This is a genomic window from Pyrinomonadaceae bacterium (assembly GCA_036277115.1).
Classification (GTDB): Bacteria; Acidobacteriota; Blastocatellia; order Pyrinomonadales; family Pyrinomonadaceae; genus UBA11740.
On record DASUNM010000023.1, the window covers coordinates 516,757 to 532,083 of the forward strand.

The 15,327-nt window shown below is 57.3% G+C and carries 13 protein-coding genes; 10 read left to right on the plus strand and 3 right to left on the minus strand.

Annotation, left to right across the window (positions count from 1 at the left end):
* Positions 1–295 precede the first annotated feature (295 nt).
* From VFX97_09135 to VFX97_09145, 3 genes are read left to right on the plus strand one after another with little or no spacing between them, the layout of a single operon-like run.
* Positions 296–1,330, plus strand: a complete 1,035-nt coding sequence (locus tag VFX97_09135; GenBank protein HEX5703346.1) for a sulfate ABC transporter substrate-binding protein — start codon at positions 296–298, stop codon at positions 1,328–1,330.
* 6 nt (positions 1,331–1,336) lie between these two features.
* Positions 1,337–2,194: an ABC transporter permease gene (locus tag VFX97_09140; GenBank protein HEX5703347.1), complete on the plus strand. Its 858-nt coding sequence runs from the start codon at positions 1,337–1,339 to the stop codon at positions 2,192–2,194.
* Positions 2,191–3,420: an ABC transporter ATP-binding protein gene (locus tag VFX97_09145; GenBank protein ID HEX5703348.1), complete on the plus strand. Its 1,230-nt coding sequence runs from the start codon at positions 2,191–2,193 to the stop codon at positions 3,418–3,420. Before VFX97_09140 ends, VFX97_09145 begins: the two co-directional genes overlap by 4 nt.
* Positions 3,421–3,858: 438 nt before the next feature.
* On the opposite strand, the gene VFX97_09150 is transcribed toward VFX97_09145, so the two are convergent.
* Together VFX97_09150 and VFX97_09155 are read right to left on the minus strand one after the other, a co-directional pair.
* A complete protein-coding gene (locus tag VFX97_09150) occupies positions 3,859–5,565 on the minus strand; it encodes a S8 family serine peptidase (protein ID HEX5703349.1) in 1,707 nt (568 codons plus the stop codon).
* Positions 5,566–5,802: 237 nt separating this feature from the next.
* The gene (locus tag VFX97_09155) at positions 5,803–7,371 is read right to left on the minus strand and encodes an aldehyde dehydrogenase family protein (GenBank protein ID HEX5703350.1); all 1,569 of its coding nucleotides are present in this window, start codon (positions 7,369–7,371) and stop codon (positions 5,803–5,805) included.
* A 191-nt stretch (positions 7,372–7,562) separates the two neighbouring features.
* Between VFX97_09155 and pepP the strand changes: the two genes are divergently transcribed.
* Positions 7,563–8,882, plus strand: a complete 1,320-nt coding sequence (gene pepP / locus VFX97_09160) for a Xaa-Pro aminopeptidase (GenBank protein ID HEX5703351.1) — start codon at positions 7,563–7,565, stop codon at positions 8,880–8,882.
* 9 nt (positions 8,883–8,891) lie between these two features.
* Here pepP and VFX97_09165 read toward each other — a convergent pair whose 3' ends face one another.
* A complete protein-coding gene (locus VFX97_09165) occupies positions 8,892–9,716 on the minus strand; it encodes a menaquinone biosynthesis protein (protein ID HEX5703352.1) in 825 nt (274 codons plus the stop codon).
* 130 nt (positions 9,717–9,846) lie between these two features.
* Here VFX97_09165 and VFX97_09170 point away from each other — a divergent pair, with 130 nt between their 5' ends.
* From VFX97_09170 to VFX97_09195, 6 genes are all read left to right on the plus strand, one after another.
* A complete protein-coding gene (locus VFX97_09170) occupies positions 9,847–10,479 on the plus strand; it encodes a cyclase family protein (GenBank protein HEX5703353.1) in 633 nt (210 codons plus the stop codon).
* The gene (locus VFX97_09175; GenBank protein HEX5703354.1) at positions 10,476–10,826 is read left to right on the plus strand and encodes an MGMT family protein; all 351 of its coding nucleotides are present in this window, start codon (positions 10,476–10,478) and stop codon (positions 10,824–10,826) included. Before VFX97_09170 ends, VFX97_09175 begins: the two co-directional genes overlap by 4 nt.
* Positions 10,823–11,239, plus strand: a complete 417-nt coding sequence (locus VFX97_09180) for a YbjQ family protein (protein HEX5703355.1) — start codon at positions 10,823–10,825, stop codon at positions 11,237–11,239. The genes VFX97_09175 and VFX97_09180 overlap by 4 nt, the downstream gene beginning before the upstream one ends.
* Positions 11,226–11,636, plus strand: coding sequence for a PaaI family thioesterase (locus VFX97_09185; protein ID HEX5703356.1), 411 nt, complete (start codon positions 11,226–11,228; stop codon positions 11,634–11,636). Before VFX97_09180 ends, VFX97_09185 begins: the two co-directional genes overlap by 14 nt.
* A gap of 179 nt (positions 11,637–11,815) precedes the next feature.
* A complete protein-coding gene (locus VFX97_09190) occupies positions 11,816–13,420 on the plus strand; it encodes a sensor domain-containing diguanylate cyclase (GenBank protein HEX5703357.1) in 1,605 nt (534 codons plus the stop codon).
* A 139-nt stretch (positions 13,421–13,559) separates the two neighbouring features.
* Entirely contained in the window at positions 13,560–15,308 is a 1,749-nt protein-coding gene (locus tag VFX97_09195; GenBank protein HEX5703358.1) for an ABC transporter ATP-binding protein, read from the plus strand.
* The last annotated feature ends 19 nt before the right edge of the window (positions 15,309–15,327 follow it).

The window sequence follows — 15,327 nt, forward strand, 5'->3', positions numbered from 1 at the left end:
CGCTCGAATTCGCTTGCAGAATCGAGTCAGTCATCCTAAAGTTTCAGGCCAAGCAAAATCAAGCAATGCAGTTTTGATGGCTAGTTCAGTTTGATGGATATCATTCTCGCCGTCGCTTCAGCGCGGCGATCAGATTGGCGGGCACCGCAGGGGCCGTTTAAAACGGTTTCCATTGTATGACCGCCGGTTTGCCACCGCCCTAAAGGCGCGGTGTGAATGAGAAAATGCAAGCTGACCAGTCTCTACAAAGAAGAACTTGGCTCCCGAAACGTCCCCAACGTTTCAAAGGAAGAAGATGGCCAACAAACATTCTACGGTAGCGATTGCGCTTGTCGTCCTCTTTCTGCTCGGCATCGGTAGTTGTCTGCCGAAACCACCATCGCAAAGCGGGGGCGGCGGCGTGAACATAACTCTCTACGGCTTTTCGATCATGAAAGAGTCGCTAGAGAAATCAATCTATCCGGCTTTCTCCGCGAAATGGAAGAGCGAGCACGGAGTTGATGTCCGTTTCACTTCGTCGTTCGCCGGGTCGGAAACCGTCACAAATCAAATCCTGCAGGGCGTCAAGGCGCAGGTGGCCATCCTTTCGATCGAGCGCGACGCGCAACGGCTGAAGTACGGCAACGCGGTGACTTCCGACTGGCGCGCCCTGCCGCAGAAAGGGATCGTCAACAAGACGCCGTTTGTGATTCTGGTGCGCAAGGGAAATCCGAAAGGCATCCACGATTTTGCCGACCTCGCGAAGCCGGGCATCAAATTGATTCATCCCGATCCCGAAAGTTCAGGCGGCGCGCAGTGGTCGATCCTCGCCATCTACGGCTCTGAACTGATCAAGACTGAGAAGCAATCCGGCACTGCCGATCGCGCGCGTGCTTTGCAAACGCTGCAAGCCATCTGGCGAAATGTCGTTTCAACTCCAAGTTCCGCGCGTGAGGCGCGCGCGACGTTTGAGCAGGGTTACGGCGACGCCCTGGTGACTTATGAACTGGAAGGGCTTTTGCTGAAGGATGCCGACGGCGCGTTTGAAATCATCGTGCCTGAGGCGACCATCTTCAGCGAACATCCGATCGTCATCGTCGACCGTAATGTTTCGCCCGCCGACCGTCCCGTGATCGAAGCGTTCGTGCGTTTCCTGTGGACCGACGAAGCGCAGCGCGCCTTTGTGAAAAACCATTTTCGGCCGGCCACGAATGACGCCCTGACGCAGGAAAATAAGGAACTCGCAACCATCAAATATCCGTTCACAGTTGACTATTTCGGTGGTTGGGAACGCGCGTATCCGGAAGTGATCGAATCCGTTTTTAAACATCAGGTGCAGAAGAGAAAGTAAACACCCGTGGCCAGGATCCGCTCATTTCGACACGTCCGCGGCTTCGATGTCGCGCGTCCCACCAGCATCGGCGTGATGCTGGCCCTCATGATGCCGCTCGTGATCCTGCCGATGCTTTCCATCTTCATCGTCGGGATGAGAAAAGGCTTCGGCTTTTTCTGGTCTTCGCTGATGGCGCCCGAGGCGGTCTATGCGTTGAAGCTGTCACTTATCACAAGTTTTTGGGCGACCGTCTTCAACGTGGTCTTCGGTCTGCTCGCGGCGTACGTCCTTTCGCGTTATGACTTTTGGGGACGCAACGCGGTCATCGTCACGATCTCTCTGCCGACCGCGATCCCGACGGCCGTTGCCGGATTCGCTCTGCTGGCGCTGTGGGGACCGCAGGGGACTCTTGGACGTTTTCTGTTTCCGCCTGAAGGCAAGCAGTTGATGTTCACTACTTACGCGATCATCCTGGCAAATATCTTCGTCACTTTTCCCCTGGCTTTCGGCGTGATTAAGCCCGTGTTCGACACGATGAGCCGCTCGCTGGAAGAAGCCTCGGCCACGATTGGCGCGACCCGCTGGCAAACGTTCTGGCACGTGACTCTGCCGAGCCTGCGTGGGGCGATCGTCTCGGGGGCGCTCTTAACTTTTGCGCGGGCTGTCGGTGAATTCGGTTCGACGATTCTCGTATCAGGAAATCTGGCGGGGATGACGCAGACCGCACCGCTCTACATCTATGCAAAGTACAATTCGGGCGAGGCCGGCGCTCTGGAAGCAGCTAACGCGATTGCGATCGTTCTGGCCCTCTTGTCGTTCGTGATTTTTAGCGTGCTCTTTTTTGCGCGCGACTGGTTAGAGCTCGAGGCGCAGGAAGCATGAAACCGCAGATGAAATTGATTCCCGACGATCCGCACACTTCGTGGGCGCCTGAGCGTACCGAGAGAACTGGGGTGGCTGCGAGTGTGCGCGGTCTCAGCAAGAGCTTCAAGAAAGCGCGTGTGCTCGAAGACGTCAGCTTCGACGTTTCGGAAGGCGAATCGCTGGTTTTGCTGGGCGCGTCGGGCAGCGGCAAGACGACTATTTTGCGCATCATCGCCGGCCTGGAACAGCCTGATAAAGGCGGCGTGATTCTGCACGGCAAGGACGTCACCGATTTGCCGGCACGTGAACGCGGCGTCGGCGTCATCTTCCAGGCGTACGCGTTGTTTCCGCGGATGACGGTCGAGAAAAACATCGCGTACGGATTGAAGATTCGACACACGCCGCGCAAAGAAAGACGAGAGACGGTCGACCGGCTGATAAAGCTGGTGCAGCTGGAGGAGCATCGAAAGAAATATCCATGGCAACTCTCGGGTGGCCAGCAGCAGCGCGTTGCCATCGCGCGCACCCTCGCTTACAAGCCCCAGGTGCTTTTGTTCGACGAACCGTTCGGCGCGCTCGACGCGCAAACGCGGGTGCATCTCCGACGCGAGATTCGCTCGCTGCTTAAGAAAGTAAAGGTCCCCTCAATCTTCATCACTCACGATCAGGAAGAGGCGCTCGAGCTCGGCGATCGCATCGCCGTTTTGAACAACGGACACCTCGAACAAATTGGCACGCCCGACGAGGTTTACAACAATCCCGCGACCGAGTTCGTCGCCACGTTTCTCGGTGCGGCCAATCTTTTGCTGGGCGTCGTGACGAGCGGCCACGTTGAGATTGGCACGGCGCGGCTGCCCGCAGAGAAAGAGACGCGCCGCTTCCGTGAAGGCCAGTCGGTGAAACTCGTCTTTCGTCCTGAAGACGTGTGTCTGAGTCCGGATGCGCAACTGCCTGAAGGCTGCCGGCGTCTCGCGAACGGTGTGGTCGAGCAGGTTAATTTTGTCGGCGCTTATGAGAGATTGAATGTGCGCCTCGATCTCGCACACCGCCCGCAGAGCGGCGACCTGGCGCCGCTGTACGAGGTGACGATCAACACGCCCGAACGCATGCTCGGGGTTCCCATCATGGCTACTCGCCCGAAACCGGAAGCCAGCGCGACACGATTCAAGGTTGGCGACCGCGTCGCTGTCGGCCTCACTTCCTTTAGCCTCCTGCCGAATTACACTTTGGCAAGACAGAGGTAACAAGAGCTCTGTTGCGGCTCAGTGAAAATGCGACTTGGGTTACGCCAGTCAACCAGCCGCGAAGCGGTGGCATGTAATAGACCCGGGCGTCAGCCCCGGGTTAGGAGCCATTGGCGATTAGAGCCCTGAAGGGGCGCATAAATTCATCGATTCAATTACAACGTAACCTCTGTCGCCCCCTTCGCGGGCTCTGGAACCTTTGGGAACTCGATCCCCGGGTTCCGCTCGCTGCGCTCGCTCACCCGGGGCTACCATCTGTCGCCGCTCCGCGGCTGCTTGAGATGAACATCCCGACTCAAGGCTGGCTTGCGACGCACTCTCTAGTTGGGACTCAAAATCCAACAACTCGTTGGACCATTCACAAAACAAAACCGCCGGCGTGGTCGTCCGATCACGCCGGCGGCTTAAAACGACCGCTAATGCAGGCCGGTAGTGACTCTACTGCACATTCACCGCCGTGTCGTCGATGACGAATGACGTTTGCAGCGTGACGTCCTCCTGGCCAAGGAAGTAAATGCGAATCGTCTGACCTCGGAAGGCGGAGATGTCAAATGTCTTCAGCACGTAGTTCGGGTTCTCGTCCAGATTCGAATACGTGGCCAACGTGGCCAACACCGCATTCGCCGTATTGCGAATTTGAATTCGCAGCGTGTCGTAAGCGGTCGTCGTCGTTGTCTCAGACGAGTCGATCCTTACCCAAAAACTCAGCGTTGCGGTCGTGGCGTTCGATGGAATCGTGATCGTCTGGTAGCACGAATCTGTGTGCGTCGAACCATAACCATCCAGCCAAGCCTTCCATGAACCCGTGCGCGGCGGACGTCCGGTTGAACTGTCGATGACGCCCGCAGTGGCGACCCAAGCCGCGGAGCCTGATTCGAAGCCGGGATTCACCAGCAATTGCGATCCGCCCGGCGGAGGCGTCGGAGTCGGCGTAGGCGTCGGCGGCGGTGGCGGCGGCGCACCACCGAAAATCGAATACAAGAGGCGGTTAGGCGAACCGGTGCCGGGATTAGTCACATGATTCAGGGTCGCGTTGCTGATAATCGCTGACCCCACCGTCGCTGGTGACGCACCCGGATTCGCTTCTAAATACAACGCCGCGACGCCCGCAACGTGTGGAGCGGCCATCGATGTGCCGGAAATCGTGTTTGTCGCCGTGTCGCTGGTGCTCCATGACGACGTGATGCTGGAACCCGGTGCAAAAATGTCGAGGCAGCTTCCGTAATTCGAAAACGAAGAGCGCGCATCACTGCTGGTCGTCGAACCCACGGTGATCGCATTCGCGACGCGTGCCGGAGAATAGTTGCACGCGTTTGCGTTGCTGTTCCCCGCAGCGATCGCGTACGTAACGCCATCATTGATTGAATTGTTCACTGCGGTGTCCAGAGCTGAAGAGGCGCTCCCGCCAAGGCTCATGTTCGCGACCGCAGGCTGACCGGCTGTGTGATTCGAACTGACCCAGTCAACGCCGGCGATAACGCCTGAGTTTGACCCTGAGCCGTTACAATCCAGCACGCGCACAGCCACCAGCGTCACATTCTTCGCGACGCCGTACGTCGATCCGCCTACCGTTCCAGCGACGTGTGTGCCGTGACCATTGCAATCGGTCGTGCCACGACCGTCATTAATCGCCGTGAAGCCCGAAATAACGCGACCGCCAAACTGCGAATGCGTCGCGCGTATTCCGGTGTCGATGATGTAGGCCCTGACGCCAGAGCCGGTCGCAAAATAGTTATACGTCCCATTCAGCGGCAAGTCGCGCTGATCGATTCGATCCAAACCCCAGGTCGCGCCGGTTTGAGTCGCTGAAGCCTCAACTTCACCGTCCTCTTCAACGAACTCGACGCGTGGATCTTCAGCCATGCGACGCGCCTGGTTCTCGTTCATCCGAACTGAGAAGCCCTTCAAAGCACGGCGATAGGTGTGGCCCTCGGTGCGGTCCCCGCCGTGTTCGCGGGACAGCCGGGCGGCTTCCCCATCGGGATCGGCATCATCTTTGAGCACGACAATGTATTGGTCTTTGATCTTCTTGTCGGTGCGGCGAAATTTGTTCGGGTTCTGCCCGCTGGCGGAGGGCAGAATGGGAATAATCGCGCAGATCGCGAGCGCCAGGACGATCCCCAGCGTAATGCAGAATCTTTTCATTTAGAGAGTCCTCCTGATTTCGTGGAAAGGTGTTTCTTCCGGGGGTGGAAGCCGATGGCTTTCAGGCGCAATGCGGTCCAACTGCACTGCGGTCGGGACTTTTTCAGAGACTGCAACGAAAGTTGCGGGACAAGGGCGGCAAAGTATAGCGCGAGGCAACTTCAGTCGATATTATTTTTTCATTGCGAGATTTCTCCACTCCGGCCACCGCAAGCAACCGGAGCGTCGGGAGGAACGCTATCGCTTCTCGTTCAATCGCCGAATCATTTGCGGCAGAGTGAGGAGCATTTGGAAGATCGAACCGGAGGCAAATCTGCGTGCGAGTGAGCGGAAGAGTTTCCCTGCATCCGGCGTGTAGTTAAACCACCAAACATCGGGAACGGAAGGAAAGCGGTTCACGTGAATGTGTTGCGCGTTCACCAGTTCGAGCAGGCCGGCGCGGCCATGCGTGCGACCGAAGCCGCTGTGCTTTACTCCGCCCCACGGCGTCTGCGCGATGGCGTGCGTGTAGAGCACTTCGTTAACTGTCACCGTGCCCGCGTCAATCCGCTCGGCTAACGCGCGACCGCGGGCCAAGTTGTTAGTCCAGACGCTCGCGGTCAGTCCGAAGTCGCTGTCGTTAGCCAGGCGCACCGCCTCGTCATCCGTCCTGAATGTCATGATTGGCAGTGTGGGGCCGAACGTCTCTTCACGCATGATCTCCATTTCATGATTAACATTCGTGACCACGGTGGGCGGAAAGAACGGGCCGGGAACATCCGGAACTCGCTCACCCCCGGTCAAAGCCGTAGCTCCGCGGGCAGTGGCTTCGTAGACGTGACGCTCAACGACGCGGAGTTGTTGTTCGCTAATCATGGGGCCGAGATCGCCCTGCTTATCTCCAGACTGTCTCAAGCGTTTGGTTTCCGCGACGACGGCCTGCGTGAACTTCTCCGCGATGCTTTCATGAACGTAGCAGCGTTCGACTGATGAACAGGACTGTCCGCAGTTGGCAAACGCTCCCCAGATGGCGCCGCGCGCGGCATTCTCGATGTGCGCGTCCTCGAGCACAATCATTGGATCTTTACCGCCGAGTTCCATCACAACTGGAATCAAATAATTCGCTGCGGCTTCAGCGACGCGACGGCCGGTGGCGACACTGCCAGTGAACATGATCTTGTCCACCCCGGCGCCAATCAGGGCCGCGCCCGTCGAGCCGTCGCCCGTCACAACCTGGAGCAAGTCAGCCGGCAAACCAGCGCTCGTCAGGACCTGTTTGATCTTCAAGGCGGTTAGCGGAGTGAGTTCGCTGGGCTTCAGCACCACCGCGTTGCCGGCCATCAAAGCCATCACTACTTCGGCTATGGGCGTCGCCCAGGGAAAGTTCCAAGGCGAGATGATCCCGATGACTCCAACCGGTTTGTAAACGAGGTACGACATGCGGCCCATCAAGCCGTAAAGGCCGATGTTGATGCGTTCGCGCTCGAGTAACGTCTCGGTCTTGTGCGCGAAGTGCTGCATCAGGTCGAGCGATGGCGTCAATTCCATCGCGACGGCTTCCGCAGCCGGCTTTCCGGTTTCGCGAGCGACGAGCTGCGCGATCTCTTCCAGCTCTTTAAGAATGATTCGGCGCCCCTGCATCATGATCCGGCCGCGGTCACGATAAGAGTTCGCGGCCCAGGCGTTCTGGGCGGCGCGCGCGCGCCCGACGGCGCGGGCAACCTCCTCCGGCAGAGTTAGCGGGACGCGACCGATCTCTTCGCCAGTGGCCGGGTCGCGCGAGATGATCTCCGCGCCGGTGGTTTTGGCTGGAATGCTTTGCGCCATTGGCGGTGATTATCGCATGTCAGAACCACCTGCGGTAGCGGGTGGTTGATCTTTATTTTTCGGTTGATTCCCGACAAGCCACGATCAACCGCCCACTATCCCGACGAGTCGGGATTCTGACTGCGCTATCGCCGCCGTTCCGGACTCGGCTACAATGCGGGTTCAATTTTCTAAGCTGTGAGGAGAGTCGAATGACGAAACCGCAACTAAAGGAATTTATGCGTCGCATGGACAAGGATTCCGTCGCTATCATCCCCGCCGCGCGCGAAGCCGTGCGCTCGCACGACACGAACTATCGCTACCGCCAGAATTCGGATTTTTTCTATCTGACCGGCTTTGAAGAGCCGGAAGCTATCGCAGTGATCGCGCCTTCAAGGGACAAGAAGTTCACCTTGTTCGTGCGGCCGCGCAATTTGGAGCAAGAGATTTGGACCGGTTATCGTGCGGGCGTGGAAGGTGCGGTCAGCGACTACGGCGCGGACGAAGCGTACCAAATCGACGAATTCGACGAAAAGTTGCCGGACATTCTCAACGGCCCTTCGGTGCTTTACTACGCATTCGGCCACACCCTCGCGGAAATCGATCAGAAAATCATCGCCCAGCTCACGACCTTCCGCGAGATGAATCGCAGACCTTTCGAGCCGCCGACGACGATTGTCGATCCTACTTTGATCCTTCACGAAATGCGGGTGCTGAAGACACCTGAAGAAATTGAGATCATGCAGCGCGCCGCAGACATCGCCGCCGAAGCGCACGTCGAAGCAATGAAAGCCGTGCGGCCCGGGATGATGGAATACGAAGTTGAAGCCATGATCGAAGCGCACTTTCGCAAGGAGGGATCGGCCGGACCTTCATACACGTCGATCATTGGCGGCGGCGGGAACGCGACGATCCTTCACTACATCGACAACAAAGATGAATTGAACGACGGCGATCTGCTGTTGGTTGACGCCGGCTGCGAATACAAAGGCTACGCGTCAGACATCACGCGCACGTTTCCGGTCAACGGCAAGTTCACCGAGGCCCAGGCCGAAATCTACGACGTTGTACTTGAGACGCAGAAGTCATGCGTGGACATGGTGCGCCCCGGCGTGCGGCTCGAGGATTTGAAAACTCATTCGATCGAGATGCTCACCGAAGGCATGGTGCGGTTGGGACTGTTGAATGGTGATCCGAAGAAACTCATCGAAGAGAAAAAGTACATGCAATTCTACATGCACAACCTCGGACACTTTCTCGGAATCGACGTGCATGACGCGGGACGCTACTACCACAAGGGCGAGTCGCGCCCTGCCGAAGCCGGTATGGTAATGACAATCGAGCCGGGCATCTACATCTCGCCCGACACCAGCCGTATTCCGGAAGGCTTCAACAAAGATATTCCAGCGAAATATCTCGGCATCGGTGTGCGCATAGAAGACGACGTGCTGGTAACGGAAAACGGATCGCGCGTGCTGACCGACAAAGTGACGAAGGAACGTGCCGAGATTGAAGCGCTAATGGCGAAGTAAGGAATTGAATTAGTCGCCGACAAAAGCCAGTTCTTTGGCCGACTCGATCAGGGCGTGCTTTAGGGCGAGTTCAAAATATCGCTTAAGGCCTTTCTCCATCTCCTCATCGACCTTAAACACAATGTTTTCCGTCAGATAACTCCTGATTTCGTTTCTCGATAATCCAATTTGTTCGACATAGGTTCGTTCAACGTCGTTCAGGTTGGCCACTCCTTCATCACGCGCTGCCGCAAAATCGACCGCACGAACTTTTTCCCCGGCGTCTTTTCTCATCATCCACATCGCGAACACAAAACCGAAGCCGGTTAATTCGTGCCAAAGCGTGGCCAGGTCGTGGACGCGAAACTTTTCGCGCGGAATTTTCATTGCCGGGTCGCCGATGATCAGCGCCGCATCAGCGTGGGCCAGCATTGATTTCAGATCAGGAGCCGACGTTTCCCACTTAGGATCGAATCCGAGAAACTCGCGAAAGATAATTTTCACGAGAGTGGCGGATGTGCGCGACGACTCATCGAGCGCGACGCTCTCGACCTTCTTCAAATTGTTTTTGCGCGTAACGAGAACGACACTTCTTACGGCTGTGCGCGAGCCGACGCAGACATCGGGAACGATTGCGATTTCGGGAAGGCGTTGATACTCGATGACCGGAACCAGGGCCACGTCGACTTCGCCGTTCGCCAGCATCTCGGCACAGCGCGCAGGCGCGGTGTCGGTGAACAACTCGACCTGATCACGTTGGGAACCCTGGATGAAACTCCAAATCAGGGGCGCGGTGTTTAGATAGCTGGACGCCGCAATGCGGGGCGGCGTCTGTTGCTGTTTGCGGTTCATCATCGATGGAGGCGTTAGAGTACCGACTTTAGTCGGAGTTTTGTAGTAGCGAACTACCCGACTGGAGTCGGCACTCTGACGCCGCTTTGCCGAGTGTCGCTTTACGTCTATTATTTCGTCTCCGCTGAAATCAATGCCGATTTACGACATTACAGTTCCGATCCGCGCTGAGATGCCGGTTTATGATGGCGACCCCGGGGTAAAAATCGAGCCGTGGTCGGCATTTGCCAACGGCGACTCGTCCAATGTTTCGTTCCTGCATTTCGGCGCGCACACAGGAACGCACGTCGACGCGCCCGCGCACTTCATTGAAGGCGCCGGCAAGATTGATTCATTGCCTCTGGAGAGTTTGATCGGCCCTGCACGAGTAGTGCGCGTGCCTGACGCTCTCATGGAGATTACTCCTGATTTTCTAAGCACATGCGATTTGACTGGCGTTGAGCGAATCATTTTTCACACGCGCAATTCTGCGCTCTGGAATGAAAATTTTCGCAAAGACTTCACGGCCTTAACGCCTGAGGGCGCTGAGATGCTGGTAAGTCTCGGCATTAAGTTAGTCGGCAACGACTATCTTTCGATTGAGAAGTTTCGATCCGGTCATCACCTGACACACCTCACGCTACTTCGCCAGGGGGTCGTAATCGTCGAAGGCCTGAACCTGTCGGGCGTGCCCGACGGCGATTACGAAGTGATTTGTCTGCCATTGAAGATCGCCGAAGGCGCGGGCGATGGCGCGCCGGCGCGTGTAGTGCTGAGAACGTTGTGAAGGAATCAAAACCGGATCGTCTTTACCGCGAACGTGTTTATCGTATTGTTCGCCGCATTCCGCGCGGACGCGTAATGACGTACGGACAAATTGCTTACATGCTCGGCGAAGGTTATACGCCGCGGACAGTTGGCTTTGTGATGCATGGTTCCGACGACCAGACGCCGTGGCATCGCGTGATCAATTCGCAAGGCCGGTGCTCGACCACGCGCATCGCGCTGCCGTCCGACAAGCAACAGCGAATGCTGGAACACGAAGGCGTCAAGTTCGACGCCGGTGGCCGCTGCGATCTTGAAACCTATATCTGGAAGGCGAGACGACCAGCCACCAAGAGGAAGAAGTCATGAACATGGATCCCCTCCAACAGCGCACGCCTTATGACATCAGTCCGCGCCGCTATTCTGTATCGCACCAAATGGTGACGACCGCGTTCGAACTGCCCAACTTTCGCATCCTGCAGAATCTTGGCGTCGTCCGCGGAATTGTGGTCCGCTCGCGCAATGTATTCGGAACGCTGGGCGCTACTTTCCAACAAATGATCGGCGGCAACATAACCATCTGGACAAAGATGTGCGAAGAGACGCGCCGCGATGCTTTTGAGATCATCATCCAACACGCATCCGAGATCGGCGCTAACGCCATCATCGGCGCACGTTACGACACGACGGAAATTGCCACTGGGGTTACTGAAGTACTGTGTTACGGCACCGCAGTGATCGTCGAACCCACCGACTCGAGCTACCGCGATGAACAAAACTGAAGACTCGCGACTTGAGCGCGCGCGTAACGCGTTTGACAAGGTTGCCTTTGCGGGGTTCCTCGGCCTTGAGTTGTGCGAGTTGAAGAGCGGCGACGTCACTGTCTGCCTCGACGTGCGCGATGAGATCAAACAGAATCATGGAGTCGTTCACGGCGGCGCCATCGCCTCGCTGATCGACACCGCCTCAGCTTTCGTAATCCTCACGGCCATCGACGAAAATGAACGAGTCACCACCACCGATCTCACCATCCATTACCTGCGGCCCGTGACTCTCGGGCGCATGCTGGCGCGCGCCAGAATCGTTCGCGGCGGACGCCGGCGATTTGTTGTTAACGTCGAGGTTGAAAACGACAGCGCGCTGACGGCGACCGCAGTAACCGGGTACTTGAAGATTTAGCCACAAGAACAAGCAGAAAAGGCCCGAAAACCGCGGAAAATAGCCATAGACAAGGCGCGTTACAAAATGCAAAAATGGTTTTGGCCTGCTTCCCGCCCCGAAGCCGTACAGCTTCCTACCGGTGGTCCTTTCCTATGCATTCATTGTTTGACGCCCTCTTGGCACAGCACACTCGGCAGTTGACCCCTGTCCGCTGTGCGCACTCGACTATTTCACAACTTCACCGTTACTTCGAGGACGTCGTGCTTGAGAACAATCTCAGCGCGCTCGTAATCGAAAGTTTGCCTTATGCGCCCAAGCGTTCGGCGCGAGAACTCGCGCGGGTACGTGACCTGGCGCGGGGTGGCCGCCGCACTTTCTTTTTCGTTGGTCCCACCGATGATGTTGCGGAGAGCATTGACGGCTCGACCTCGTTCAGCACCGCCCCGGTGCTGATGGCGCACACCGGCCCTGAGCATGTGAAAGAGCACTTCGTCGTGATTGCTGATGCGCGCTTCTCGGCTTTGCTCGCGACTGTGCGAAACGATGAAGATTCAGGTGAGGACGAAGTGGTGTGGACGTTCGAACCCGACATTGTCTATTCGGCGCTGGAGTACCTGATGGCGCGGGTCCAGGCGGAACAGCCATATCAAGCAACGGCTTTTGAGAACGCGGTAAAAACTTCGATGCCGAAAGCGACGTCGTTGCAACTGACATTGAGCGTCACCACAAAACTCGCGCACTTGTTGCAGGAGCAAGCCGGCCGCGAAATCGCGGTCAACCGCATTGCCACGGCGATTCGCGAATCGTTGGAACTCGGCGTGATTCTGCAAAAGACTGTCTCCGAAGTCGGCGCGGCGTTGAATGTAGCGTGTTGCGCTCTCCGCGTTGAAGGTCAGACGGAAGTTCAGGCGCTGAGCTACTCGTACTTTGCCGATGCTGAGAAGGAAGCAAAGCTGAAACGGGAAGCAGTTACAAAAGCGCTTGACGAACTCTGTTCGACAATCGCCAGGAATCCGGAAATTTTCGTTCGTGATGGCTCAGAGATTTCAGATGGCCTGCGCGCTGAATTTCCGCTGGCAGTCGTGCCGCTGGTGTTTCAGGAGCGATTCATCGGCGCGCTGGAAGTCGTCGATGACAATACGTCGCGAACCTGGCAGGACAACGAAATCCTTTTGCTCCGCACGGTCGCCAACCAGGTGTCTGTCGCAATTAATCACGCGGACTTGTTCGCGCAGATGCAACAGCAAGCGCTGACCGACTCGCTCACGGGCTGCTACAACCGCCGCTCGTTCGAGATGCAGCTCGACCGCGAATTGCAGGTGGCCACGCGACTGCAACAGCCACTGGCGCTTTTAATGCTTGACCTGGATCGTTTCAAGCAGCTCAATGATACGGTCGGTCACGACGCGGGCGATGATGCGTTGCGCAGACTGGCTGACTGTTTCCGCGAAGAATTGCGTGGCGTGGATACGCCGTGCCGTTTCGGCGGTGATGAGTTTGCCTTGATCCTGCCGCAGGCGTTCAGCGATGGCGCCACGGTCGTCGCCGAGCGACTGCGCAAGCGTATCGAGGAGATCGAAATCCCGGGGTTTGGCCATCTTACGGCGTCGATCGGTGTCGCGGCTTTTCCGCTGCACGGTGAGTCACGAGCCGAGCTGGTTTCGGCAGCGGATATGGCGCTCTACAGCGCAAAACGCGCCGGTCGAAACCGCGTGGCGGTCTTTGACGCGCCCGAAGATGGCGCCGCCGATCTGTTCGCATCGCGCCGGCATCTTTCGGAACCAATGGAACACACCATGTAGTCGTCACCGAGGCCGCCTTTGCCTGCCTGATCGATCTCACTTAAAATTTAAATTCAAGCTTTGCAACTGATGCCTGAATGGTTCGCAAGTCGAACCGTCAGGCTTCATTTGTATGGCAGGCGTTTTTCTTTCCCGTTCAATGGACGATATCCGCAGACTCGCGCGTTTTTTCCGGCCTTACAAATGGTCGCTGATCTTTGGGATTGCCAGCATTGTCGCGGGCGTGGTCTTTAACGTCGCGATTCCGCAAATTGTCGGTCAGGCGCTCGACGAGAACTGGAACCAGGTAACCTGGTCGAAACTAAACATCGCCGCGCTGAAGGTTTTAGGTGCGAGCGCGCTGAGCGGACTCTTTCTCTTCCTGCAGCGCCGGATTCTCATCGGCATGTCCCGCAATATCGAGTACGACTTGCGCGAGGATTTCTACCGGCGACTGGTCAACCAACCGCTCTCGTTTTTCCACGAGCACCGCACCGGCGATCTGATGGCCCGCGCGACGAACGATCTTTCGGCGGTGCGACAGCTCGCCGGCCCGATGATCATGTACAGCCTGCAAACAGTTTTTGTGGTGCTGTTCATTCTGCCGATCATGTTTGCCCTGAGCTGGAAGTTGACGCTGCTGCTGTTCGTGACGATGCCGTTGGTTTCACTGACGGTAAAGTTCTTTGGTCAGAAGGTGCACACCCGTTTCCAGCAGATCCAGGATTTCTTTGCGCAAATCACCGCGCGCGCTCAGGAGAACATCACCGGCGTGCGCGTCGTGCGTGCCTACGCGCAGGAGAACGCCGAGATCGAAGCCTTTAACAAGTTGAATTGGGAATACGCGCAGAAGAATCTCGGCCTGGTGCGGATCGACGCAGTGATGCGGCCGCTGATGACGTTTCTGATCGGGCTGGGGTTCGTCCTCATCCTCTGGGCCGGCGTGCCGCTGGCGGTACGCGGCGAGCTGACGGTCGGTGAGTTCACGCAATTCAATATGTATCTCTTTCGGCTGATCTGGCCGTTGATTGCGATTGGTTACGTCGTCAACGTCTATCAGCGCGGCATGGCCAGCTGGAAACGCATGCGCGCAGTGGCGCGGGTCAAGCCGGCCATCACTGACCTCCCGCAAGTAAAAGAGCAAGCGCCGATCAAAGGCCGCATCGAATTTCGCGATCTCACGTTTCGCTATCACGCCAATGCCCCCGAAGTTTTGCGCGACATCAACCTGACGATTGAAGAAGGTCAGACCGTCGCGTTTGTGGGCCGCACCGGAAGCGGCAAGTCCACGCTGGTTAATTTGATTCCGCGCGTCATTGACGCGCCCGAAGGATCTCTGTTCATTGACGGCGTGCCAGTCCGCGATTATCCATTAAACCAATTGCGCAGCGCCGTCGGTTACGTGCCGCAAGAGACGTTCCTGTTCAGTGATTCCCTGGCGAAGAACATTGCCTTTGGCCGCGACGAGGCCGAACCCGCGCAGATCGAGATGGCAGCAGAAGTCGCCGGACTTACCAGTGACGTGCGCGATTTTCCCGATCGGTTTGAGACACTGGTCGGTGAACGCGGGATCACTCTGTCAGGCGGGCAGAAGCAACGCACGGCGATTGCGCGCGCCATCGTTCGCGAACCGCGCATTTTGATCCTCGACGACGCGCTCTCATCCGTCGACACGTACACAGAGGAAAGAATTCTGACACGGCTGCGCGGCATCATGCGCGAACGCAAACGCACCAGCATCATCGTCTCGCACCGGGTCTCGACCGTACGGGATGCGGATATGATTTGCGTGCTGGACGAAGGCCGGATTATCGAGCGCGGGACGCACGACGAGCTGCTCGCGCTGGGCGGCGAATACGCGGATCTCTACGAGCGCCAGTTACTCGAAGAAGAGTTAGCGGCGACATGAGCGGCGCGGGAGGAGTGAC

Coding starts and splice junctions, on each gene's coding strand:
- VFX97_09170 (HEX5703353.1), top strand. CDS start 9,847: ATGCCGATTTACGACATTACAGTTCCGATCCGCGCTGAGATGCCGGTT.
- VFX97_09195 (HEX5703358.1), top strand. CDS start 13,560: ATGGACGATATCCGCAGACTCGCGCGTTTTTTCCGGCCTTACAAATGG.
- pepP (HEX5703351.1), top strand. CDS start 7,563: ATGACGAAACCGCAACTAAAGGAATTTATGCGTCGCATGGACAAGGAT.
- VFX97_09185 (HEX5703356.1), top strand. CDS start 11,226: ATGAACAAAACTGAAGACTCGCGACTTGAGCGCGCGCGTAACGCGTTT.
- VFX97_09165 (HEX5703352.1), bottom strand. CDS start 9,716: ATGATGAACCGCAAACAGCAACAGACGCCGCCCCGCATTGCGGCGTCC.
- VFX97_09145 (HEX5703348.1), top strand. CDS start 2,191: ATGAAACCGCAGATGAAATTGATTCCCGACGATCCGCACACTTCGTGG.
- VFX97_09180 (HEX5703355.1), top strand. CDS start 10,823: ATGAACATGGATCCCCTCCAACAGCGCACGCCTTATGACATCAGTCCG.
- VFX97_09150 (HEX5703349.1), bottom strand. CDS start 5,565: ATGAAAAGATTCTGCATTACGCTGGGGATCGTCCTGGCGCTCGCGATC.
- VFX97_09135 (HEX5703346.1), top strand. CDS start 296: ATGGCCAACAAACATTCTACGGTAGCGATTGCGCTTGTCGTCCTCTTT.
- VFX97_09155 (HEX5703350.1), bottom strand. CDS start 7,371: ATGGCGCAAAGCATTCCAGCCAAAACCACCGGCGCGGAGATCATCTCG.